This is a genomic window from Streptomyces sp. NPDC096310 (genome assembly GCF_044763125.1).
GTDB lineage: Bacteria > Actinomycetota > Actinomycetes > Streptomycetales > Streptomycetaceae > Streptomyces.
In genome coordinates, this window is record NZ_JBIWFO010000014.1 from 60673 (window position 1) to 80491 (window position 19819).

Below are 19819 nucleotides of genomic sequence, written 5' to 3' on the forward strand. Positions count from 1 at the left end.
CCGTACGGGCCGGTATTCACCCCTACGTGTGTGGCCTGACCTCTGGCGGGGCCGGGCGGCTAGCATCCCTGGATGGACACCAGGCGCCTGCTCCGCATCTCCGCCACCGCGCTCGCCGCTGCCGGTCTGCTGATCTCCGGCTGCAGCTCCGGCGGCTCGCCGTCGGAAGCATCCGCGTCGGACTCGGCCTCGGGCTCGGTATCCGATCCGGCCGCGCTGAAGAAGTACTACGAGCAGAAGCTCAAGTGGCGCGACTGCGGTGTCCCCGACTTCCAGTGCGCCACGATGAAGGCCCCACTCGACTACGCGAAGCCGGGCGGCCCGGAAATCGAGCTGGCGGTCGCCCGCAAGAAGGCCACGGGGCCGGGCAAGCGCCTCGGCTCCCTCATGGTCAACCCGGGCGGCCCCGGCGGCTCGGCCGTCGGCTACCTCCAGGCGTACGCGGGCATCGGCTACCCGGCCCCGGTCCGCGCCCGGTACGACATGGTGGCCGTCGATCCGCGCGGGGTGGCCCGCAGCGAGCCCGTCGAATGCCTCAGCGGCAAGGAGATGGACGCGTACGCGCAGGTCGATCAGACCCCCGACGACCAGGCGGAGGTCAGGAAGCTGACCGAGTCGTTCAAGAAGTTCGCCCAAGGCTGCGAGAAGCGCTCGGGGACGGTCCTCCCGCATGTCTCCACGGTCGAGGCAGCCCGTGACATGGACATCTTCCGCGCGGTCCTGGGTGACAGGAAACTGTCGTACGTCGGCGCCTCGTACGGCACCTTCCTCGGCGCGACCTACGCCGAACTCTTCCCGAAGCGCACCGGCCGCCTCGTTCTCGACGGCGCGATGGACCCCTCGCTCCCGGCCCGCGAGCTGAACCGCGACCAGACGGCCGGCTTCGAGACGGCCTTCCGCTCCTTCGCCGAGGACTGCGTGAAGCAGGCGGACTGCCCACTCGGCCAGAAGTCCGCGGCCGATGCCTCGAACCGTATGAAGGCCTTCTTCGCGAAGGTGGACGCCCGGCCCGTCCCGACGGGCGGAGACCGCGAGCTGACCGAGTCCCTCGCCACGACCGGCGTGATCGCCGCGATGTACGACGAGTCCGCCTGGCCCCAGCTCCGCGAGGCCCTGGCCGGCGCGATGGGCGGCGACGGAGCGGCACTGCTGGCCCTCGCCGACTCGTACTACGAACGCGAGAGCGACGGCACGTACGCCAATCTGATGTTCGCCAACTCCGCCGTGAACTGCCTGGACCTCCCGCCCTCCTTCACCGGCCCCGACGAGGTCACCAAGGCGCTCCCCTCCTTCGAACAGGCCTCCCCGGTCTTCGGCAAAGGCCTCGCCTGGGCCGCACTGAACTGCACATACTGGCCGGTCAAGGCCACCGGCGCCCCCCACCGCATCGAGGCGAAGGGCGCGGCCCCGATCGTCGTGGTCGGCACCACCCGCGACCCGGCCACCCCCTACACATGGGCCCGCTCCCTCGCGGACCAGCTCTCCTCCGGCACGCTCCTCACCTACAACGGTGACGGTCACACGGCGTACGGCCGCGGCAGCGACTGCATCGACACGGCGATCAACACCTACCTCCTGGAGGGCACACCCCCCACCCGGGGCAAGAAGTGCTCCTGACCGCACTGACCTGCGAGAACCCCTCCACACCTGGGGTGTACGGAGCACCCCTCGAAACTGTGTAGACTTGGCGGCGCCGCAGACCGCACGATGGTCCGGACGGCACGCCGCCTTAGCTCAGTTGGCCAGAGCAACGCACTCGTAATGCGTAGGTCTCGGGTTCGAATCCCGAAGGCGGCTCAGTAGTGAACCCCAGGTCAAGCCTTTGACCTGGGGTTTCCTCTTTTCGTTGACCTTGGAATTTGGGCTAATCGGACACTCGCGTCCTACGTATTGCACTGCGTAGGTCATGGGTTCACCCGCCGTTGGCGGCGAAGCGCGCCAAGGCCCCGAACTGCGGTTTTGGTGTGTCGGCTTGTTGGGTTGATCAGGCGGAGGCGGTCTCCGGTGGACAGCCGGTGGACGGCTGTGCGTGATTCCTTGTCAGGAGTCTCCTGATGTCCTCCACCAAGGCGCGGTCGCTCGTTCGATCGAAGGTGGGAGGGTGGCGCCGTGAGGACTTGTGTAGTTCTGACAGGCGCGGGAAGCGTCACGGCGCCTGCGGAGCGGGTGCGGGCATCGCCGTCGGGTTGCGTGAGCTCAGCGGCGGCCCGCGCCGGGTCGTCGCGCTCTGACGGGAACCCCCGCCCGTCGCCCGTGGGAGGATCGGTAGATGGATTAGAGCGCCGCGGAGGTGACCGCGTTGGCGGCGGACAAGGCGATGGCACAGCGCCTGCTGGGCTGGCTGGTGCCGGACGGTGACCCGCTCGTCGCGCTCTCGGCGGCCGAGATCAAACGCTTCTGCTGGTACGAGCTGCCCCGCAAGTGGCACGCTGACACACCTGAGCAGCGGCGGGCCGTCGCGGTCCTGGCAGACCTGTTGGCCGAGGCCGGCCGCGTTCGGGCCGCCGCGGTGTGCACGAGCGCGATCACCGCTCAGGTGCTGGCGGCCTGGCAGCGCTCCGAGGAGGCGGGTTTCGCGGCATACCGCAAGGCCGTGGCTGCCTCGCCCACGACCCCGCCGGACGTACCCGAGCTGAGCTGGGGCCAGGTCATGGGTATCCAGGAAGCGCTGGCCCGTGCCAACCTCGAACGTCGACTGGAGCAGGCCCTGGACGAGGGCGAGCTCGACCCGGACGCGCGTACGTTCCCGGCCGCGCGCCGACGGTTCGCCCAGCACTGGCTCACCACAGCGCAGCCCGTGTTCGACGGCCGTGCCCCGCTGGAGGGCGTCCGCCGCGAACGGCGCGAGTTGTGGGCCGCGGCGCCCCCGGCCGAGCGCCGCGCCCTGCTCGCTGCCGTCCTGCCTGCCCTGGAGGAGTCGGATGCGGTACCCGTGGACACGGCTGAGCCGCTGCGGTGGCTGCTGGAGCAGATCGGTGACGGCGTCACCCTGACCCAGGCCGGCTACCTGCCGCGGGAACTGGTGGCTGCCGCGTTCGCCCGCTACCCGCACTGGTACCCGATCGGCAAGGGGCCGCGCTCGGAGGCGGACCTGTTTCAGCTGGCCGACCTGCACGAGCTCGCCCGCACCCACCGGCTTGTGAGCAAGCGCCATCGCACGCTCAAGCTCTCGGCTGCCGGCCGTGTTCAGCTGACGGACCACCAGCTGCGCCAGCACACGGCCGCGCTGTCCTGGCTCGGCCCCACAGCAGCTGAGCGGCAGTTTGCCGAGTGCGCCCTGGGCGCACTGTGGACGGAGCCCCGGCTCCGACGGGACCTGCGCGATGTCATCCATCCGGTGCTTGCCGCGTGCTTCTCCTGCGGTGACGGCGCCGCGATGGAGGTGGAGGACACGGAGCGGCTGCTGTGGAGGTTCTGGCACACCGGCCGCGAACTCGGCTACCTCGACGAGCGGGAACGGGCCATCGACGCCCCGATCTCCCTGTCCGCCACCGGCCGCCCTGCCGCCCTCGCCGCGCTCCGTCTCCTGGCCGAGGGCCCACGCGACCACATCTGAGTGCGCCTCAGCGGGCTATCAGACCGGCGTCGGTGAAGCGCCGCATCAGCGAGGGCTTGCCTCGGTGCTGCTCTCGCAGGTCGTGCAGGCGTCGGGCGAACTCCTCGGGGGTGCCCACCCGGTCGTGGACCTCACGGAGATCCTTCAGGAGGGTGACGGCGGTGTCGTAGGGGCCCGGCTGCTTCTGCCCGATCAGGTGGGCGATGTCCTGCCAGGCTTGCTCGGTGTTCTCGGCCAGGCGGTCCAGGTGGCTCTCGCGAGCGCGCAGTTCGGATCGGAGGGCCCGGGCGCGGGCTTGCTCACGCTGCCTGGCGTGCTCGCTGCGCACCTCGTGGGCGGCGTCGAGGAGTTCCGCAGCCGAACGGCGACGGGCGGCTGCGGACGGTTCGGCCGCGCCGCGGGACGCGGCGCGGTGGCGGGCCAGCAGGGTGGGACCGGGCTGCGGGGCGGTGCCCAGGGCGGCGTCCAGCAGCAGGGAGTCCTTCTCATGCGCCGGCAGGGCGCGGATCCAGGTGGCGAGGGCGTCCTTGTCGACCGCCGGGGAGTGGGCGGCGCCGCTGGCGCGGGCTGCAGCGGTGAGCAGCTGCGGGTCGACCTGGAGGAGGTCGGCCAGCGCCTGCTGGGGGCCGGTGAGCCGGCCCAGGCCGGCCGGCACGGGCGGCTCGATGGTGGAGGCGTACTCGTCCTCGTCGACGTCCTCCTCCAGCTCCCAGCGGGTGAGTCCGGAGAGCCAGGCCAGATAGAGGGGACGCAGGTCGCCTGCGGCGAGTTCGGTACGCAAGGAGGTGAACGAGGCGAGGGTGAAGGAGGTCTCGAAGTCCCACTCGCCGCCGTCCTCGGCCGCGTAGGAGAAGTCGAGCAGCACATGGCCTTTCCTGGTCCAGCAGGACAAGGCGTCTTCCCAGCAGTACGGTTCGGCGCTGCGCGCGGACAGCAGCGTGGTGGGCAGGCGCAGCATCAGGCGCCGCGAACCCCAGTTGGCGAAGTACAGGTGGGCGTCGTACAGCCGCTCCATCAGTCTGCGCTCGTCACCGCGGAAGTTGCCGTAGTGGTATTCGTTGACGAAGTGCGTCGCGCTGATTCGGGCCCGGCTCGACAGTGCCCGCACCCCTTCGAGCTCGTTCTTCGTCAACGGCCGGTCGATGGCCTGGAACTCGTAGTACTGGTACTCGCTCACGGCCGCGGATCCTATCGACCGGCACTTCGGCGCGTTTCGCGAGGGCGGCGCCGTCCACCTTTCGGGTGAGGCGAAGGTTACGGTTCTGGCGACGTCGCCGGTAACTTGGACCGCACGGGTGACGGAGCATGCCCATCACCGAATGCTGGAGGCCGGCGCCGAACTGCGCCGTGACGGACTGGCCCGGCAGATCGGCGACGCGCACGCCAAGGAGCGCGCCCGCGCCGAGGAGTACTACGCCGCCGCCGTGGACTCCCTCCAGCGCCGTGCCACCACCGCGCCCGAGAACCGCGCGGCGTTGCTGCGCGCCCGCATCGAGAGCACCCGCGAGGAACGCGCCCGCCGCCTGGCCGAGATCGCCGAAAATACCGTGCCCGCCACACGCTCACTCCCTACCGGCTGCACCTGCTGAGAGTCCCCGTGCTGCGCCTCGCACTGGACGTCCGCAGGGGCGAGGGGCGCTACCCGCTGGACCTGGACTGGCTGCTGCCCGCCGGAGAGTTCGCCCCACTACGCTGCCCGGCCTGCGACCGGAGCGGCGCGCAGCTGGTCGCGGCCAAGACCCACCTGGGCTGCGCCCGATGCCTGGCCCCCAAGCGCCCCACCCCGCAGCCGGCCCCGGCGTCCGTACCGCCGCCCCGCGACGGCGCGGGTGCGCACACGGCGGCATCCACGGCGGCACCGGTGCGCGCGGACACCTCCGTCGCCGCGCGAAACGTCCATGCCGCGGCCGACGGCGCCTCGCCCCTGAGCGGGAGCGAGGCGAAGGCCGGGCGAACCGCCGCGACGTCCCCGGCGCGCGCCTCCTCCCAGTCCACCTCCCGGCGCGCCACACCCGGCCGTGCCCCGTCCCCGCCGCAGCGCCGGTCCTCCGATCCCAGGACCCTGAACAAGCGGGCCGTCGCCTTCTGGGAGCGCGCCGCGGCAGGCGACCACCGAAAGCTGGAGCGGCTGTGCGTCCCGGATTCGCCGGCCGCCGCCCTGCTGCGGCTGTACAGCGCGGCCGGGCCGCTGTACGGGATCGGCGTCGGCTCCCGGGAGCGGGTGGAGTCCTGCAGCGTCGCGGTCTTCCCTGCTGAGGGACGACGCGGCTGGGACGGTGCCGGAGGCGAGGTTCACACCGACCGGGGAGACCATGATTAACTGCTGCGCTGGGCCCCCGGGGCCTGCCCCGCTTATCGCCGAGGTCTTGCCTTTCCAGACCCCCTATGCGATGAATGCCGCTACCATGATGGTGCGCTACCGTACCCGTGGCACCAGGTCGACGGTGCCCCGTCTTCCCCACCCCGATGCCGAACTGGACCCGGTCGCCCACCTGCTGTGGCAGCACACCCCTGCCCGTCACGGGGCGCACCTGGTCGCACGGGCCCTGGCCTCCTGGTGGCGCCTGACCGATCCTGAGGCACTGTGGGAGCACTACCCGGCCGCGGTCCTCGCTGCCGCCGCCGAACGGTCCACCTGCTACTGGAGCGGCGTCGGCGCAGGTGGCTACGGAGACGCGGCACGGCTGTGGGAGGTCCCCGAGGCCGACCTGCGCAAGGCCGGCACGCATCTGCAGCGCCTGCTGAAACTGACCCAGGACCAGCCTTGGTAGTCGGGCCCAGAACGCACTGACGAAAGCCGCGGTGGACGAGCAGGTTCCGTCTCAAGGGCCTGAAGGTCTTCGAAAAGAGGCGCTTGCCGACAGCCTGGGCCTCGATCGTCGTGACGACGCCGGTCAGCGGGAGGGGTGAAGCGTGGTCGGCTCCGAGGGCCTCACTGGTCGGCGCTGCCGGGCGGTACGACCCATTCGGTGGGTTGACCGGTGAGGGAAGCGATCATGTCGAAGTCTCCGTCGTAGTGGAGGACGGTCCGTCGGTGCAGTTCTGCCGTGGCGGCGATCAGCAGGTCGGGGAGTGACAGAGCGCGGTGGAAGCCTGCGTTGAGAGCGTGGCGCTGGACTTCCAGGGCGCGGGCGAACGTGTGGTCGTCGGCGTGGAGGTAGTCGAAGGCGCGAAGCCAGGTGCTGATCCGGGTCGCCTCCGAGGCGTCCCGGGCGGAGTGGATCATCTCGTACTCGGTGGGCTGGCACACGGCGAGAAGGTAGCGATCGTGCAGGGGCTTGAGTACCTCCTTGACGTTCGGTTTCGCCCAGCGGGCCAGGGCGGACTTGTCGATCAGGTAGCTGTCCTGCATCAGGCGGCCCGGCCTCCGGCGCGGTTGCCGGTGCGCTGGAGGGAGCCATCGGCGTTGCGGGGGCCGGTGTTCTCGACGATCTCGCTGAAGTCGAGCTCACCGGCCTCGATGGCGTCGAAGCCCTCCTGTCGCAGGTGCCTCTTGACAGCGTCCTCCATGGCGAGGCGGACAGCTTTGGCCTTGGTCTTGGTGCCGAAGATGCGCATGGCCTCGGTGACCATGTCTTCGTCGAGGTCGATGACGGTTCTGGCCATGCGAATGGTCCCTTCGCGAGTGCTTCTGCCATGAAAACGATAGCATCGATCAGCGGCGGTAGATATCGTTTTGAGGGAGGCGGTCGTTGCGGACGGGGGCCTCGGCGCCCGGCTGCGTGTGGCGTTGTCGCCGAGATCGCCCCTTGTAGGAGATGGACAGTCGCCCTCATCGCAGGCTCTGCCCATGTCGGGAGTCTCGCCAGAATGGATGGGACGGGCGATGGGTAACTGATTGGGCGGCCCCGCCGGTGGACAGCCGGTGGACGAACGCCTTTGGACCGTGCATCACGGGGTGGCATGGGTCAACCCGCCACACATGCTCTGATCAGGCAAAACGTCACCGGGTAGCACGACGGGGCACCACACAGCACGAACGCTCGTGGTCTCGTAATGCGTAGGTCTCGGGTTCGAATCCCGAAGGCGGCTCCATGGCGAGCCCCAGGTCAGGCCTCTGACCTGGGGTTTCTTGTTTCGGATGACCTTGGAATTCGGGCTAAGCGGACACGCGCGGTCTGTGCATCGCAATGCGTAGGTCTGAGGTGTGTCTTCTGTAGCGCGACCTGGGTTCTGAGTCTCTGAGCTGCGCATTTGTGGTAGCGACGGCTGTGGCTGACGTGTGATCAGGAGCCAGGTGTGGCCAATGTGCGGCCATGGCTGCAGCGACAGTGTTGGGACGCCCGTCGGAGTGGCGTTGCTGGAGGCTGGCTGCTGACCGATTCGTTGTGCGGATCCGACAGTCGGGTCAACGGCTGAACTCGCCGATCACGCTCGGCAACAGATCACTGGCCCGGCCCCGTCCGCCAACACCTGGGTGGCCGTCACGGGCACCTGGCACCCGCGGAACCCTCGGCGCGAGCTCCGCAACCGCCGCGCTCGACGCCCGGTCCGTGAAGAAGATCGCCAAGCCCGTGAACTCGTACACCGACGCCCTTCCGCTCACTCAAGACCACAGACAGCGCGGCCCGGTACCGTGCGCCCGGCGGCCACCTTCGGGTCCACGGAAGGCGAACAGCAGCCGCCGTCCGAGCAGCGCGAGCACGGCGAGTACCACCGCTCCGACCAGGGTCAACACGGTGACCTGCGACGATGTGATCCCGGGGAAGGTGACGCCGAGGTCCCCCGCGAGCGCGGACCACGCGAGAGCTTGGTCGAGGTTGCCCGCGTTGCCGCCTGCCACGGCCCGCGAGCCATGGTCCGAGCCATCGTCGGCGCTCTGCTGGACTGCCCGCCGGCGATCTCTGGCTCAGCGGTGTTCGGGGTTGTCCGCCCCGGGGCGGCAGCCGGCGTCCCACTCCGAGCGCTGGTTGCCGTAGGCCGGGATGCCCTCGGCGCGCTTGGGCATCGCGGCCAGGTGCATCAGGTCCCACGTCATGAAGGAGGTGTTGCGGTTGGTGAAGTCGTTGTCCGGGCCCCCGAGTCCGGGTCCAGGTACGACGGACCGGGACCCGCCGCGCCGATCCAGCCCGCGTCCGCTTGCGGCGGGATCGTGTAGCCCAGGTGCTGCAGGCTGTAGAGGACGTTCATCGCGCAGTGCTTCACGCCGTCCTCGTTGTCGGTGATCAAACAGCCACCGACGCGGCCGTAATAGGCGTACTGGCCAGCGGAGTTGAGCAGGCTGGAGCAACTGTAGAGGCGCTCGATGACCTGCTTGGTGACCGAGCTGTTGTCGCCCAGCCAGATGGGGCCGGCGAGCACCAGGATGTCCGCGGCCATCACCTGCTCGTACAGCCCGGGCCAGGCGTCGGTGGCGAAGCCGTGCTCGGTCATGTCCGGGTAGACGCCGGGCGCGATGTCATGGTCGACGGCGCGCACGACGTCCGTGGTCACGCCGCGGTCGTCCATGACGGCCCGGCTCTTGTCGATCAGCCCCTGCGTGTGACTGAGCCCGGGCCAGGGCTTGAGCGTGCAGTTGACGAACAGAGCGCGCAGATCGTCGAAGCGATAGGCGGCGTCGGTGGACGGGGTGGGTGAGACGTTCATGACGGGTTCCTTCACGCGAGCAGCGGGGCTCATGGGGCTGGGGCGGCATCGGCCCCGGGGACGGACTCGGGCAGCGGCGGCGCCGCCCTCGCGTTGTGGACCGTGATTCGGTGTATCAGTTCGTGTCGGAGAGCGGGTCGATGATGGTGTCGGCGACCCTGCGTGCGACCTCGGCCGGGTAGGGCGCGTCGAGTCCAAGGACGATGTGCCTGAACCCGCCGTCGAGTGCCGCGCGGACGACGTGGCGGGTGTCCCGGGGTCGGTCGTAGGAGGCGGGCAGGATGATGGATCGGGTGATCTCGGTGGGGTTGCGGCCGATCTCGGCGCACAGCCGGTCCAGCGTGGCGCTGCGGGCGATCGCCTGCTCGATGCTGCCCCCGGGCATGTTCCAGCGGTCGGCGTGCTCGGCCACCACGCGCAGCGTCGGGGTGGCCTGGCCGCCGATCAGGATCGGCGGGTGGGGTCGCTGGACGGGTTTGGGACTGCAGAACGCGCCGGTCAGCTGGTGGTAGTCACCCTGGAAGTCGAACGGCGCGGTTTCGGTCCACAGCCTGCGGATGATCGTGCACGCCTCGGCGAGGCTTTTGACCGCGTGGACGGCATCGTGGAAGGGAAGGCCGTGAGCTGCGTACTCACGCCGGGCCATGGGCACGTCGGGCCGAGAGCCCGCGCCGATGCCGAACTCGAGCCGGCCGCCGGAGATGACATCGACAGTGGCGGCGATCTTGGCCAGCATGGCCGGTGGGCGGAACCTGTTGCTGGTGACCATCACCCCGAACCGCAACCGCTCGGTATGGGCTGCGAGGGCGGACAGCAGTGTCCAGCCCTCGAAGGTGGGCCCGTTCGGGTCGCCGCCGAGCGGCATGAGGTGGTCGAACAGCCAGGCGTGCTCGATCTGCGGGATGCCGTCCGCCTCACGCCAGACCCGCAGGACATCGTCGTAGGCGACCTGGGATGGGGCGGTCATGATTCCGAAACTAGTAGGCCTGCGGGCCGGTGCGAGGGGGTTGGTCACTTCGAGTCGATCCTTCCCAGCGGGTCGACGGTCTCGGTCAGGGTTCGACGAGCGGTGGGCCACGCGTCGTTGTCGAGGCCCAGCGCGGTACGCAGATACGCCAGGGTGGCGTGCTGGACGACCGCGACACGCTCGGGGCTTTCGTCGGTGGTCCGCGCGTCGTTGGAACCCTGGATGCCGCCGAGTGCGTGTTCCGCGCCGAACAGGGTCAGCAGATCGGTGGCGCCCGAGCTGAGGCGGTAGCCGTCGGTGAACCAGTCCGGACCGCGCACCGTCAGCGGCGACTGGTCATGGTCGCCGGCGACCATGAGGCTCGGCGTCTTCAGCTCGGCGAAATCAGGGCTCATGAACGGGAAGTACTGGACGGCGAGGGGGCTCAGGTCGGCGCCGCCGGTGCCGGGCAGGCACAGCAGTACCGCCGCCTTCACACGTGAGTCGCTCACGCTCTCACCGGGAGTGCCGTCGGCGTCGACGACCCGTGCGCCCGCGAGCATGCTGGCGGTCTGTGCGCCCCACGAGTGTCCGGCGACCGCGATGCGGTCGTGGTCGATGCGGCCGGCCAGCCCGGGCACGCCGGCTTCGATGGTGCCGAGCTGGTCGAGGATGCCGGTCAGGTCGTCGGTGCGGATACGCCAGATGAGCGGGGTGCGCGGGTCGTCGGGGAGGAGGCCCAACGAGTCGAGATGGGTGGGCTGTATGACGACGAATCCGCGGGCGGCCCAGAAGTCGACCAGAGGTGCGTTGTCGTCCATGGACGACGTATAGCCGTGCGAGAAGACGACGACGGGCAGGTCGTGGCCGGTCGTCGGCGCTGAGACCCGTACCTGCAGGTCCTGGCCGCGGTCCGGGGCGGCAAGCGCGATCGGCCTGACAGATATGACCGGGGCGGTGGAGTCGTTGCCGCCGTCGGCGGACGTGGTGTCGCTCATGAGGTGAATGTCTTTCTCGGAGGGACCAAGTGGCCCGTGCTGCGCGGCGTCTGGCATGATTGAAATACGGAGCCCCGCTCCGCATTACGATACGGAACGTTGCTCCGCTTTGCAAGGGAGGTGCTCACGATGTCCACGCCCAACACGCCGCCACCCCCTGCCGGCCGCAAGCGATCCGACGTCCGCCGAAACGAGCAGATACTGCTGGACGCAGCGGCGGCCGTGTTCGTCCGTGCTGGAGTCGACGCTCCCGTGCGGGAGATCGCCGCCGAATCGGGCCTCGGCATGGGCACCATCTACCGCCACTTCCCCACCCGGGCGGAACTGGTGGTCGCCGTCTTCAGACACCAGGTCGACGCGCTCTCCACCGCCGCACACACGGCGCCCGCTGCCGATACGCCGTACGAGGCCTTGCGGCTGTGGGTTCACCAATTCGCCGATTTCCTGGTCACCAAGCACGGCCTCGCCGAGGCACTGCACTCGGACCAAGCCGGATTCGAGAGCCTGCACAACGAGTTCGTCGAACGCCTGCTGCCCGTGCTCGACCAGCTGCTGAAAGCGTCCGCCGCCGCCGGCTCCACACACGCGGACATCCGCGCCTACGACTTCATGCTCGCCATCGGCAACCTGTGCATCGGAGTCGAAACCTTCCCCGACTACCAGGCCCGCCGCATGATCGACCTGCTGCTCGCCGGCCTGGCACAGACCGCCCCGGCACCGACAGCCAGCGAGTCGAAATAGCGCCAGCGCTCTCGCACGCCCGTGCCAGGACCCTGTAGGGGACAGGTCCCCAACGCCACCCGGCCCACCCTGACCGGGGGATCGTCGAGGACGAGCGTGCACGCGCCGCTGTCCAGATCTCAGATCCGTACGGTGCCGCCGCTCTGCCCGCTGACGGTGAGCCGGCCACCTGCGGCGACACCGATCGCCGTGATGGCGCCGAAGGAGAGGTGGCCGGCGTCCGGTGGCCGCGACCAGGCGGAGCGCAGCCGTATGTGGCGCGCTGAGCGGCCCAGATCGTGCCAGGCGGCCAGGACCTGGGGCGCGCGCTCGTATCCTGGTATCTCGCGTGCGCGGGTCAGCAGGCCGAGGGCTGACCGGTGTCGGCCGTTCGACATCGCTTGGCGTGCGTCGCCGAGCAGTTCCTTGGCCAGTTCGCCGAGCCGGTTGACCTCCGCGTACTCGCACGGCTTGATCACGTGCTGCTCGGCGGCGTATGCGGTCTCGGGCAACCGCCAACGATGCATGGGCAGTTCGGGATGGCCGCCGACGGAGCAGCCGAAACGGGCGTCGCTGTCCGGGAACCCGACGTGGTGCATTCCGTACGTGTGGGCGGTGAAGGTCCGCAGGCACCGGCCGCTGCCCAGCTCCCAGATCTGAACGGTGTGATCGCCGGTCGTTCCGGACATCAGCAGCCGCCCACTGTCGCCGAAGGCCAGGTGACCGGCCGCGGCGCTCAGCCCCGTCAAGGTACGCAACGTACGGACCTGCAGGCCGTCACCCACATCCCACAACCGGATCACCCGGTCCTTGCCGGCCACCGCTACCATCCGCCCGTCGGGACTGAAGCACAGCGCATGCGTCGCCGAGCCGGTGGCCAGTACCAGGCACCGGCCATCGGCCACGCTCCATAGCCGCGCCCCGTCTTCCTCGGCGGTGAGCACATGGCGCCCGTCGGCGCTCACCTCGTACTGTGACCCGTCCAGGGCGCCGTCCTTGAGTGCTGCCCCGAGCGACCCGGCAGGTCCCGGTTCGCGGTTCCCAGACCTGGACGCGCCCGTCCACGCCCTGCCACACACCGACGCGCGTCGGCACTCAACCTGACCGGGCACCCCGTGGCGCGTGCGGCGGAGCGGATGACGCGGGTACACCTGCTCGCCCTGAGATCCCAGAACTGCACCGTGCCGTCGCGGCTCGTGGACAGTACGTACGAGCCGTCAGGGGTGAGGTCGACGCCGAGCACCTGCGTGCGGTGGCCCTTGACCGCCAACTGCTGTGCGCGGGTCGCCGTGTCCCACAGCCGGAGCACGCCGTCCCAGTGGCCGCTCAGCGCGAGGCGTGCGTCGGTAGTGAACCGGATCGGCAGGTAGCCCATCACCTCGTGCCGGGCCAGCAGTTTCACCGGCGCGCACGGCACCGCGAACGGTTCGCGAAACTCGCGGGTGCCGGTGGAGCGGGCATCGGCCACGGTCCCTGAGGCCGCCACCCGCAGCGCCGCCCGTACGTCGGTGTCGTCGGGCCGTTCGCGCGCGAGGGCGTCGAGCAGGTCGCGTGCCGCCGCGAGGTCGCCGCGTTCGAGGTGGACCCGGGCCAGAAACAGCCGCACCTGCCAGGAGGACGCGCCGGACCCGCGCGGGATCGCCTCCAGCCGGGCGACGAGTTCCCCATCGGTGATCGTCCCTGTACGCCACCGGAACAGGCCACCGTTGTACACGGCCCCGACATGGTGCGGGTCGACCGCGAGGGCCTGGCCGAAGGCCCGCTTGGCGTCGGCGGCCCGGTCCAGGTCAAGGAGCGACAGGCCACGGTTGTTGAGCTCGTCGGCGCGCAGATCGGCGGCCTGGGGCGTGGGACGAGGATATGCCGAGCCGGTCGCCTGCTCGTAGATCCCGGTCAGTACATCCGCGATGTCCGCCATCGAGGCCGGCCGGTGGGCTGGGGGCTGCCGCAGGCAGCGCCTGAGCAGGTGGGCGACTTCCGGCGGCGCCGCGACCGGATTCGAGGGGTCGGCCAGGTATTCCTCCAGCGTGAGACCCGCTACCGAACCAGCCGCCCAGCGCACACCGCCGGTGAACATCTCCAGGACCGAGACCGCGAAACTGTAGACATCGCTGCGCCGCCCGACGGGCTCGCCCGCGAGCTGCTCCGGGGACGCGTAGCCGACCGTCATACCGCCGGCTGGCACCAACGCGCTGACACCCGGCGCCACTTCGATGTCAGCCGGGGCCGTGGTGGCCCTGGACCGGGCGAGACCGAAGTCGGTGATCTTCGCGGCCCCCGTGCCGTCGAGCAGAATGTTGGCCGGCTTCCCATCCTGGTGCACCAAATCTCTGCCATGGGCGTGCTCGAGCCCACGGGCCGCTTGGACTGCCGTGTCGAGCACACGAGCGAGGGCCTGCCGCGCATCCCCGGCGTAGAGCGGCCCGTCGCCGATCCACTCGGCCAGGCTGCCGCCGTCGACGTACTCGGCGAACACGCGGGGGACACCGTCGATCACACGTACGTAATGGCAGGCGCAGACATTCGGATGGAGTCCGAGGGAGACACCCACGCCTCGGCCTCCCTGACGAACAGTTCCTGATCGCCGGGCCTCCGGAACAGCTCGGGCCGCGAACTCTTCACCGCCATGTCGATGCCCCAGGCGAGATGCCGTACCCGGTGCACGACGCCCATCCCGCCCCGGCCGAGCTCGCCGGTCACCCTGTACCGGCCGTCGACGGTCTCGCCGGTCGCCCAAACGGCCGACGACGTAGGTGGGTTCACTGCGATTCCCCCTCGTGATGGCGGCAGAGTCGCCGTCCTGGAAGGCATGGACGCAGAAGACCCCGTTGTCAGAATTGAAGGAGGATCAGTATGTGGCGCAGTCGTTCCTGGTGTCGATGTCTCAGGCTCGACGCGGGAGGTGCGGGAGCGTGCCGTTCAGTCCTTCGCCGAGATGCCTGGCAGCGGGGACGCCACCGTGCCCCCGGGTACGCGATACGTCGGCCACGTGCGCGACAGGTCGGCCAGAGCGGACCCGGTCGACCAGGAGCCGTCTGTCGTGAACGGTCAGCCGGGCATTGGGGTGGGGCACGAGGACCTCTGCAGGGGACGGGGTTCAAGGGGGTGTCTGCGTGCCGCGTCGGCCGATCCTGGGCTGCGGCACGGGTGTCAGGGCTGAGGCAAGAGGTCGATGACGACCTTGCCGCGGACGTGTCGGGCCGCCTGGAGCTCGACGGCCGCGCGGACATCTTCGACTGGGTAGGTCGCTGCGATGGGTACCGGCAGACGGCCGGCCGCGACAAGGCGCGCGATGTTCTCGAGCGCGTCGGGCGCGGCGTTGGCGCCGTTGGCGGCGGGAACGCCGTCGACCTGGCCCGCAATTGTGCAGATGCGGTCATCCGGAACTTCCAGCTCGCGAGCGACGTGCACCGTGTCCGTCCCGTGCAGGTCCAGCGCAGCGGTGACAGAGCCCGCACCGAGGTTCCGGACCCTGTCGGCCAGGCCCTCTCCGTAGGCGACCGGTTCTGCGCCGAGGCTGCGCAGATACTCCGCCGATGACGGCGAGCCGGTCCCGATGACGCGCGCACCCGCGATCCGCGCCAGCTGGACTGCGAACACGCCGACCCCGCCGCCCGCGCCGCCGACCAGCACCGTGTCGTCCGGGCCGAGGCCAAGGACGTCGAGAGCGGCGGACGCGGTGCTGCCCGCGATCGAGAGCGTGGCGGCCGTGCGGTCGTCGACGCCATCCGGAGTGTGGTGGGCGATGCCGCTCGCGATGTTCCCGTTCGCGTCGAGGACAACGTAGTCGGCGACCGCCCGGGACAGGGCCGCCCCGAACACGCGGTCGCCGACCGTGTAGCCGCTCGCGCCGGCGCCGACCTGGTCGACGACTCCGGCGTAGTCGGTCCCGAACCCGCAGGGCAGGCTCAGGCCGAACCGCGCCGCGGTCTCGGCGTCGGAGGTCATGAACCAGTCCATCGGGTTCAGCCCGGCTGCCGACACGCGGACGCGGATCTGCCCATCGCCCGCCTGAGGTTCAGGCACCTCCTTGAGAGCCATGACCTCCGGGCCGCCGAACGAATCAAGCAGGACAGCCATGCTCGCACCGTCTCGGAGTGCGTCACCGTGTTGCTGCATGTCTTGCTCGCTTCCTCGTGATTCCTGGAGTCACCTAAAACGGACTATGCTCCGCTTATGGAATCCAGCATAACCGGAGCGTGATCCGTTTGACGAGTTCAAAGCCGCGGGCGACGCGGGCCGACGCCGCCCGCAACCGCGAACAGCTGCTTGAAGTCGCCACGCGCGTGCTCGCCTCGCCCGACGCCGAGACGTCCATGCGTGCTATCGCCCGCGAGGCCAGCGTCGGCATCGCAACGCTCTACCGTCACTTCCCGACCCGCGAGTCCCTCGTGGAGGCCGTCTACCGCGACCAGGTCATCCGGCTGACGAGCGGCGCGCGGGACTTGCTCGCCGACGTGGCCCCGGCCGTTGCGATGCGACGCTGGATGGACCTCTTCGGCAACTGGATCGCGACGAAGAACGGCATGCTCGACACCCTCCCGACCCTGATCGAGTCCGGCGCGGTCGGCCACGCCCAAACCAGGGACGAGCTTCTGAACGCGATATCAACGATCCTCGACGCAGGCCGCACTGCGGGGGATCTCCGGCCCGACGTCACCGCCGAAGAGGTTGCAGCCTGCCTGATCGGGATCTTCACCGTCGCGCACCAGTCTGGCCACGCGGTCACAACCGATCGGCTCCTGGACATCCTCCTCGACGGCCTCAGCTCACGGCAGGCAAGCCCCGAAATCCGTGTGACGCGTTCAACGGCGACTGTCCCGGGCGGGAAGTCCTCAATCATCTGACCGGCCGCTGGGGCCTGTTGGTGCTCGTGGCGCTCCAGGACAGGCCCCTGCGCTTCTACGAGCTGCGCGTGTTCATCGACGGCATCAGCGAGAAGATGCTGGCCCAGACGCTGCGCACCCTCGTACGGGACGGGCTGCTCTCGCGCGAGGTGCTGCCCACGGTGCCGCCGAGCGTGCGCTACGACCTGACACCGTTGGGGAAAGCGGCGGCCGAGCCGCTGGAGGCGATGCTCGCGTGGGTGCGGCGGAACGCCCTCACCGTGCTCGCCGCCCAGGAGGAACACGACCGCCGCACCGCCGCCGGAGCGTGAAACGGCTGCCCGGTCGCGGAGCCATATGGTCCCGCCATGGTGATCGCGGGGGGATCTCCGGAGCGGCGCGGCGGCTGTGGGCCAGGACGTGTGTCACCGCCAAGAGCCCTGGTGCGCATGGTGGTTGGTGCCGCTGGCTGCCCTGGTGATGGCCGGGGCGGCCTGGGCGTTGACCGGCCTGCTCGACGGCGGCTGTACGGCCGGGCCGCGCGGGGGGTGTCAGGTCGTCGACGACCACACGGTGCGGGGAGCGGTGCTGTTCGTTCTGGTGCTGCCGTGCTACGTCGTGATGATCAACGGCCTTTCCGGCGACCGGTGGCTTCCCGCCTGGTGTCTCGTCGCAGGCGGTGTGGCCGACGGAGGGTGCACCCTCGCCCGGGGAGCGACGGAGCAGTACGTCACGGCCGCCGCGGTCTTCTTCGCGCTCGCCGCGGCGGCGCTGCCGGGGACGTGGTATCGCCGCACCCGCCGCCGGTAGTTCCCGTCACCTGGCGTCTACTCGACAGGGGAAATGGTTTCGCCGCCTCGTACGAGTGAGGAAATGCCGGGACTCTCGCGCCGGTGAATCCGCATGTGGCATAAACGAGGAAAGGAACGCGTCCTTTACTGAGAGGAAGATCATGAGGAATCTGCTCAGAGGGAATCGAACTGGAGCGGCGCTCGCGGCACTTGTGCTCGGCGGTTCCGGAGTTCTGGCGGGCGCGACGGCCATGGCGTCCGCGCCGGCGGCAAGCGGCAACCCGGTGTCCCAGGTAGAGGCCGCGGCTCAGGTCAACGGCAAGGTGACCACCAACGGGGGGAGGCTCACGGTCCACGACAAGCCGGCGCTGAACGGTCGCGACGTGGGCTCGCTGAGCAACGGTGCCACCGTGAAGTTGGACTGCAAGATCGCCGGTGGTGACTACAAGAGTGGAACGTACGCCGGCGCGAACCAGTTCTGGTACAAGCTGCCCGGGACCGCGCAGCATCCGAACCGTTATGTCACGGCCCAGTTGATCCACGTCGACGTGGCCGCGCTGAAGACATTGCGGGACTGCCCGTAATTCGGCGGGCCGCTTTATTTGTTTCTTTTCGCGGAATGAACCCGCCCCTCCCCCGTATGGATTTACGGGGGGCAGGGGTCCGGCGGATTCCGAGGGGCGTTCAGCTGATGCGGACCGGGTTGACGACATCCGCGATCAGGACCAGCGCCGTGAAGCAGATGAAGATTCCCGCCACCACATAGGCGACCGGCATCAGTTTCGCCACGTCGAAGGGGCCCGGGTCGGGGCGGCGCAGGAGTTTGGCCAGGTTGCGGCGGAGTGATTCCCACAGGGCGCCCGCGATATGGCCGCCGTCGAGGGGGAGCAGCGGGACCATGTTGAACAGGAACAGGGAGAGGTTGAAGCCTGCCACGAGCATGAGGAACGTGGCGATCTGCTGGGACGCGGGAATGTCCAGGGTGGCGATCTCGCCACCCACGCGGGCCGCGCCGACCACGCCCATGGGGGATTCGGGGTCACGTTCGCCGCCGCCGAACGCCGCGTCCCACAGGGCGGGGATCTTGGAGGGCAGGGCGAACAGTGACTCGACGCCGTTGACCATCATGTCGCCCATGCGGTCCACGGACTGCGCGAACGTCTGCGGGACGATGCCGGAGGCGGGGGTGAAGCCGAGGAAGCCGGCGTACACGTACTCGCCCTTGACGTAGGCGCCGGCGCCGTCGGTCCTGCTGACCTGATTCTTGATCAGGTGGGCTGTGAGGTCGACTTCCTGGCCCTTGCGGTCGACGGTGAGGGTGATGTCCTTGCCGGGGTTGTCGCGGATGTCGGCCTGGAGGGTCGACCAGTCCTTCACCGGCTCGCCGTCGAACGCGACGATCTTGTCGCCCGCCTGGAGGCCCGCCGCCCTGGCCGGGGCGGCCGGGTCGCCCTTCTCGCACGTGGAGCGTTTCTCGTCGGCCTGGATGACGCAGGCGGAGACCTTGCCGACCGTGGTGGTCTGCGTGTTGATCCCGAACGACATCATCACGGTGAGGAAGATCGCGACGGCGAGGACCAGATTCATGAACGGGCCCGCGAACATCACGATGACGCGCTTCCAGGGCCTGCGCGTGTAGAAGAGGCGGCGTTCGTCGCCGGGCTTCAGCTCTTCGAAGGCGGCCGCGCGGGCGTCATCGATCATTCCGCCCAACGGGGACGTCGAGCGCGCCTCCAGACGGCCGTCGGGGCCGGGCGGGATCATGCCGATCATGCGGATGTAGCCGCCGAGCGGGATCGCTTTGAGGCCGTACTCGGTCTCGCCCTTCCGGCGCGACCAGATGGTCGGGCCGAAGCCCACCATGTACTGGGGCACCCGGATCCCGAAGAGCTTGGCGGTCGACAGGTGGCCCAGCTCGTGCCAGGCGAACGAGATCAGCAGGCCGATCACGAAGACGACCATGCCGAGGATCGTCATCAGGGTGGTCATGGGCGTGCCTCCGCGTGGGTCCGCTCGGTGGAGATGGCCTCGGGCCCGCGCGGGTCCGCGGGCGCCGCCCGGGCCGGTGTCCGTCCGTCTGTGAACTCAGTCATCGAGTGGACATACGACTGGGGGTGCACGACCACCTCAACGCGCTCGAAGGGAAGGGCGACGCGCGTCGCCCAGGCGGCCCGTAACAGGGTGGCGCGCTCGCCGACGACGGGGTCGGACGCGAGGGGCGGGTCGGCGAGAGGCGCTGGGCTGTCGCTCATCCCTCCATATGGTGCCGTACGACGGGCCGTGCACGACAGCGCCTTCGTCCTTCGGGCCGGTCGTACGGTCAGAGGCGCACCGGCAGTTCGGCCGGCCCGCACATCCCCGGGTGCGGTTGCTGCCAGGTGTACTCCGACTTGTCG

21 protein-coding genes, 1 tRNA gene and 3 pseudogenes are annotated in these 19819 nt (G+C 69.6%); 12 read left to right on the forward strand and 13 right to left on the reverse strand.

From position 1 onward, the window contains the following. The first annotated feature begins 72 nt into the window (after positions 1–72). The 3 genes from ACIQ7D_RS24105 (at position 73) to ACIQ7D_RS24115 (ending at position 3556) form a co-directional block, all read left to right on the forward strand. A complete protein-coding gene (locus tag ACIQ7D_RS24105) occupies positions 73–1617 on the forward strand; it encodes an alpha/beta hydrolase (RefSeq protein WP_403940720.1) in 1545 nt (514 codons plus the stop codon). Between the two features lie 106 nt (positions 1618–1723). Further along, a tRNA-Thr gene (locus ACIQ7D_RS24110) sits at positions 1724–1797 on the forward strand. 502 nt (positions 1798–2299) lie between these two features. Beyond that, complete coding sequence (locus tag ACIQ7D_RS24115; RefSeq protein WP_403940722.1) at positions 2300–3556, forward strand: hypothetical protein; 1257 nt, start codon at positions 2300–2302, stop codon at positions 3554–3556. Between the two features lie 7 nt (positions 3557–3563). Here the strand turns inward: ACIQ7D_RS24115 and ACIQ7D_RS24120 are convergent, their stop codons facing one another. After that, positions 3564–4733 (reverse strand): hypothetical protein, encoded by a 1170-nt coding sequence (locus tag ACIQ7D_RS24120; protein WP_403940724.1) that lies wholly within the window; start codon positions 4731–4733, stop codon positions 3564–3566. 142 nt (positions 4734–4875) lie between these two features. On the opposite strand from ACIQ7D_RS24120, the gene ACIQ7D_RS24125 reads away from it, so the two are divergent. From ACIQ7D_RS24125 to ACIQ7D_RS24135, 3 genes are all read left to right on the forward strand, one after another. Continuing rightward, positions 4876–5145 (forward strand): hypothetical protein, encoded by a 270-nt coding sequence (locus ACIQ7D_RS24125; RefSeq protein ID WP_403940725.1) that lies wholly within the window; start codon positions 4876–4878, stop codon positions 5143–5145. A gap of 8 nt (positions 5146–5153) precedes the next feature. Further along, positions 5154–5876: a hypothetical protein gene (locus tag ACIQ7D_RS24130; RefSeq protein ID WP_403940727.1), complete on the forward strand. Its 723-nt coding sequence runs from the start codon at positions 5154–5156 to the stop codon at positions 5874–5876. A 70-nt stretch (positions 5877–5946) separates the two neighbouring features. After that, positions 5947–6327, forward strand: coding sequence for a hypothetical protein (locus ACIQ7D_RS24135; RefSeq protein WP_403940728.1), 381 nt, complete (start codon positions 5947–5949; stop codon positions 6325–6327). 161 nt (positions 6328–6488) lie between these two features. Here the strand turns inward: ACIQ7D_RS24135 and ACIQ7D_RS24140 are convergent, their stop codons facing one another. Both ACIQ7D_RS24140 and ACIQ7D_RS24145 read right to left on the reverse strand, forming a co-directional pair. After that, positions 6489–6908: a PIN domain nuclease gene (locus ACIQ7D_RS24140; protein ID WP_403940730.1), complete on the reverse strand. Its 420-nt coding sequence runs from the start codon at positions 6906–6908 to the stop codon at positions 6489–6491. Further along, complete coding sequence (locus ACIQ7D_RS24145; protein ID WP_360455758.1) at positions 6908–7162, reverse strand: type II toxin-antitoxin system VapB family antitoxin; 255 nt, start codon at positions 7160–7162, stop codon at positions 6908–6910. The genes ACIQ7D_RS24140 and ACIQ7D_RS24145 overlap by 1 nt, the downstream gene beginning before the upstream one ends. A 787-nt stretch (positions 7163–7949) precedes the next feature. Between ACIQ7D_RS24145 and ACIQ7D_RS24150 the strand changes: the two are divergent. Next, positions 7950–8100 (forward strand): annotated as a pseudogene (locus ACIQ7D_RS24150) (TIGR03943 family protein); the annotation flags it as partial. A gap of 2 nt (positions 8101–8102) precedes the next feature. On the opposite strand, the gene ACIQ7D_RS24155 reads toward ACIQ7D_RS24150, so the two are convergent. From ACIQ7D_RS24155 to ACIQ7D_RS24170, 4 genes and pseudogenes are all read right to left on the reverse strand, one after another. Continuing rightward, entirely contained in the window at positions 8103–8339 is a 237-nt protein-coding gene (locus tag ACIQ7D_RS24155) for a hypothetical protein (protein WP_403940732.1), read from the reverse strand. 66 nt (positions 8340–8405) lie between these two features. Continuing rightward, positions 8406–9142, reverse strand: a pseudogene (locus ACIQ7D_RS24160) (flavodoxin family protein). 115 nt (positions 9143–9257) lie between these two features. Further along, on the reverse strand, positions 9258–10109 hold the full coding sequence (locus tag ACIQ7D_RS24165) for an LLM class flavin-dependent oxidoreductase (RefSeq protein WP_403940734.1): 852 nt from the start codon (positions 10107–10109) through the stop codon (positions 9258–9260). A 44-nt stretch (positions 10110–10153) separates the two neighbouring features. Next, entirely contained in the window at positions 10154–11086 is a 933-nt protein-coding gene (locus tag ACIQ7D_RS24170; RefSeq protein ID WP_403940736.1) for an alpha/beta hydrolase family protein, read from the reverse strand. Between the two features lie 129 nt (positions 11087–11215). On the opposite strand from ACIQ7D_RS24170, the gene ACIQ7D_RS24175 reads away from it, so the two are divergent. Beyond that, positions 11216–11827: a TetR/AcrR family transcriptional regulator gene (locus ACIQ7D_RS24175; RefSeq protein WP_403940738.1), complete on the forward strand. Its 612-nt coding sequence runs from the start codon at positions 11216–11218 to the stop codon at positions 11825–11827. Positions 11828–11946: 119 nt separating this feature from the next. Here the strand turns inward: ACIQ7D_RS24175 and ACIQ7D_RS24180 are convergent, their stop codons facing one another. The 4 genes and pseudogenes from ACIQ7D_RS24180 to ACIQ7D_RS24195 all read right to left on the reverse strand — a co-directional run bounded on the left by ACIQ7D_RS24180 (position 11947) and on the right by ACIQ7D_RS24195 (position 15886). Further along, entirely contained in the window at positions 11947–12771 is an 825-nt protein-coding gene (locus tag ACIQ7D_RS24180) for a WD40 repeat domain-containing protein (protein ID WP_403940740.1), read from the reverse strand. Next, positions 12768–14357 (reverse strand): protein kinase, encoded by a 1590-nt coding sequence (locus ACIQ7D_RS24185; protein WP_403940742.1) that lies wholly within the window; start codon positions 14355–14357, stop codon positions 12768–12770. The genes ACIQ7D_RS24180 and ACIQ7D_RS24185 overlap by 4 nt, the downstream gene beginning before the upstream one ends. A gap of 375 nt (positions 14358–14732) precedes the next feature. Continuing rightward, positions 14733–14879 (reverse strand): annotated as a pseudogene (locus ACIQ7D_RS24190) (IS481 family transposase); the annotation flags it as partial. 77 nt (positions 14880–14956) lie between these two features. Further along, a complete protein-coding gene (locus ACIQ7D_RS24195) occupies positions 14957–15886 on the reverse strand; it encodes an NADP-dependent oxidoreductase (protein ID WP_403940744.1) in 930 nt (309 codons plus the stop codon). Positions 15887–16005: 119 nt separating this feature from the next. Here ACIQ7D_RS24195 and ACIQ7D_RS24200 point away from each other — a divergent pair, with 119 nt between their 5' ends. The 4 genes from ACIQ7D_RS24200 to ACIQ7D_RS24215 all read left to right on the forward strand — a co-directional run bounded on the left by ACIQ7D_RS24200 (position 16006) and on the right by ACIQ7D_RS24215 (position 18007). After that, positions 16006–16653, forward strand: coding sequence for a TetR/AcrR family transcriptional regulator (locus tag ACIQ7D_RS24200; protein ID WP_403940745.1), 648 nt, complete (start codon positions 16006–16008; stop codon positions 16651–16653). A 26-nt stretch (positions 16654–16679) separates the two neighbouring features. Continuing rightward, the gene (locus ACIQ7D_RS24205) at positions 16680–16964 is read left to right on the forward strand and encodes a winged helix-turn-helix transcriptional regulator (RefSeq protein ID WP_403940747.1); all 285 of its coding nucleotides are present in this window, start codon (positions 16680–16682) and stop codon (positions 16962–16964) included. 127 nt (positions 16965–17091) lie between these two features. Then, positions 17092–17442 carry a hypothetical protein gene (locus ACIQ7D_RS24210; RefSeq protein ID WP_403940749.1) on the forward strand — a complete coding sequence of 117 codons (351 nt, stop codon included), beginning with the start codon at positions 17092–17094 and terminating at the stop codon, positions 17440–17442. 142 nt (positions 17443–17584) lie between these two features. Next, positions 17585–18007 carry a hypothetical protein gene (locus ACIQ7D_RS24215; protein WP_403940750.1) on the forward strand — a complete coding sequence of 141 codons (423 nt, stop codon included), beginning with the start codon at positions 17585–17587 and terminating at the stop codon, positions 18005–18007. 100 nt (positions 18008–18107) lie between these two features. Here the strand turns inward: ACIQ7D_RS24215 and ACIQ7D_RS24220 are convergent, their stop codons facing one another. Both ACIQ7D_RS24220 and ACIQ7D_RS24225 read right to left on the reverse strand, forming a co-directional pair. Next, the gene (locus tag ACIQ7D_RS24220) at positions 18108–19412 is read right to left on the reverse strand and encodes a M50 family metallopeptidase (RefSeq protein ID WP_403940751.1); all 1305 of its coding nucleotides are present in this window, start codon (positions 19410–19412) and stop codon (positions 18108–18110) included. Beyond that, positions 19409–19675, reverse strand: a complete 267-nt coding sequence (locus ACIQ7D_RS24225; protein WP_403940753.1) for a hypothetical protein — start codon at positions 19673–19675, stop codon at positions 19409–19411. Before ACIQ7D_RS24225 ends, ACIQ7D_RS24220 begins: the two co-directional genes overlap by 4 nt. Between the last annotated feature and the right edge of the window lie 144 nt (positions 19676–19819).

What these genes read in the sequence shown, in the direction of transcription:
- ACIQ7D_RS24215 (WP_403940750.1), top strand. Translation starts at nt 17,585, where the DNA reads ATGAGGAATCTGCTCAGAGGGAATCGAACTGGAGCGGCGCTCGCGGCA.
- ACIQ7D_RS24225 (WP_403940753.1), bottom strand. Translation starts at nt 19,675, where the DNA reads ATGAGCGACAGCCCAGCGCCTCTCGCCGACCCGCCCCTCGCGTCCGAC.
- ACIQ7D_RS24105 (WP_403940720.1), top strand. Translation starts at nt 73, where the DNA reads ATGGACACCAGGCGCCTGCTCCGCATCTCCGCCACCGCGCTCGCCGCT.
- ACIQ7D_RS24125 (WP_403940725.1), top strand. Translation starts at nt 4,876, where the DNA reads ATGCTGGAGGCCGGCGCCGAACTGCGCCGTGACGGACTGGCCCGGCAG.
- ACIQ7D_RS24135 (WP_403940728.1), top strand. Translation starts at nt 5,947, where the DNA reads ATGAATGCCGCTACCATGATGGTGCGCTACCGTACCCGTGGCACCAGG.
- ACIQ7D_RS24220 (WP_403940751.1), bottom strand. Translation starts at nt 19,412, where the DNA reads ATGACCACCCTGATGACGATCCTCGGCATGGTCGTCTTCGTGATCGGC.
- ACIQ7D_RS24165 (WP_403940734.1), bottom strand. Translation starts at nt 10,109, where the DNA reads ATGACCGCCCCATCCCAGGTCGCCTACGACGATGTCCTGCGGGTCTGG.
- ACIQ7D_RS24145 (WP_360455758.1), bottom strand. Translation starts at nt 7,162, where the DNA reads ATGGCCAGAACCGTCATCGACCTCGACGAAGACATGGTCACCGAGGCC.
- ACIQ7D_RS24175 (WP_403940738.1), top strand. Translation starts at nt 11,216, where the DNA reads ATGTCCACGCCCAACACGCCGCCACCCCCTGCCGGCCGCAAGCGATCC.
- ACIQ7D_RS24140 (WP_403940730.1), bottom strand. Translation starts at nt 6,908, where the DNA reads ATGCAGGACAGCTACCTGATCGACAAGTCCGCCCTGGCCCGCTGGGCG.
- ACIQ7D_RS24170 (WP_403940736.1), bottom strand. Translation starts at nt 11,086, where the DNA reads ATGAGCGACACCACGTCCGCCGACGGCGGCAACGACTCCACCGCCCCG.
- ACIQ7D_RS24195 (WP_403940744.1), bottom strand. Translation starts at nt 15,886, where the DNA reads ATGGCTGTCCTGCTTGATTCGTTCGGCGGCCCGGAGGTCATGGCTCTC.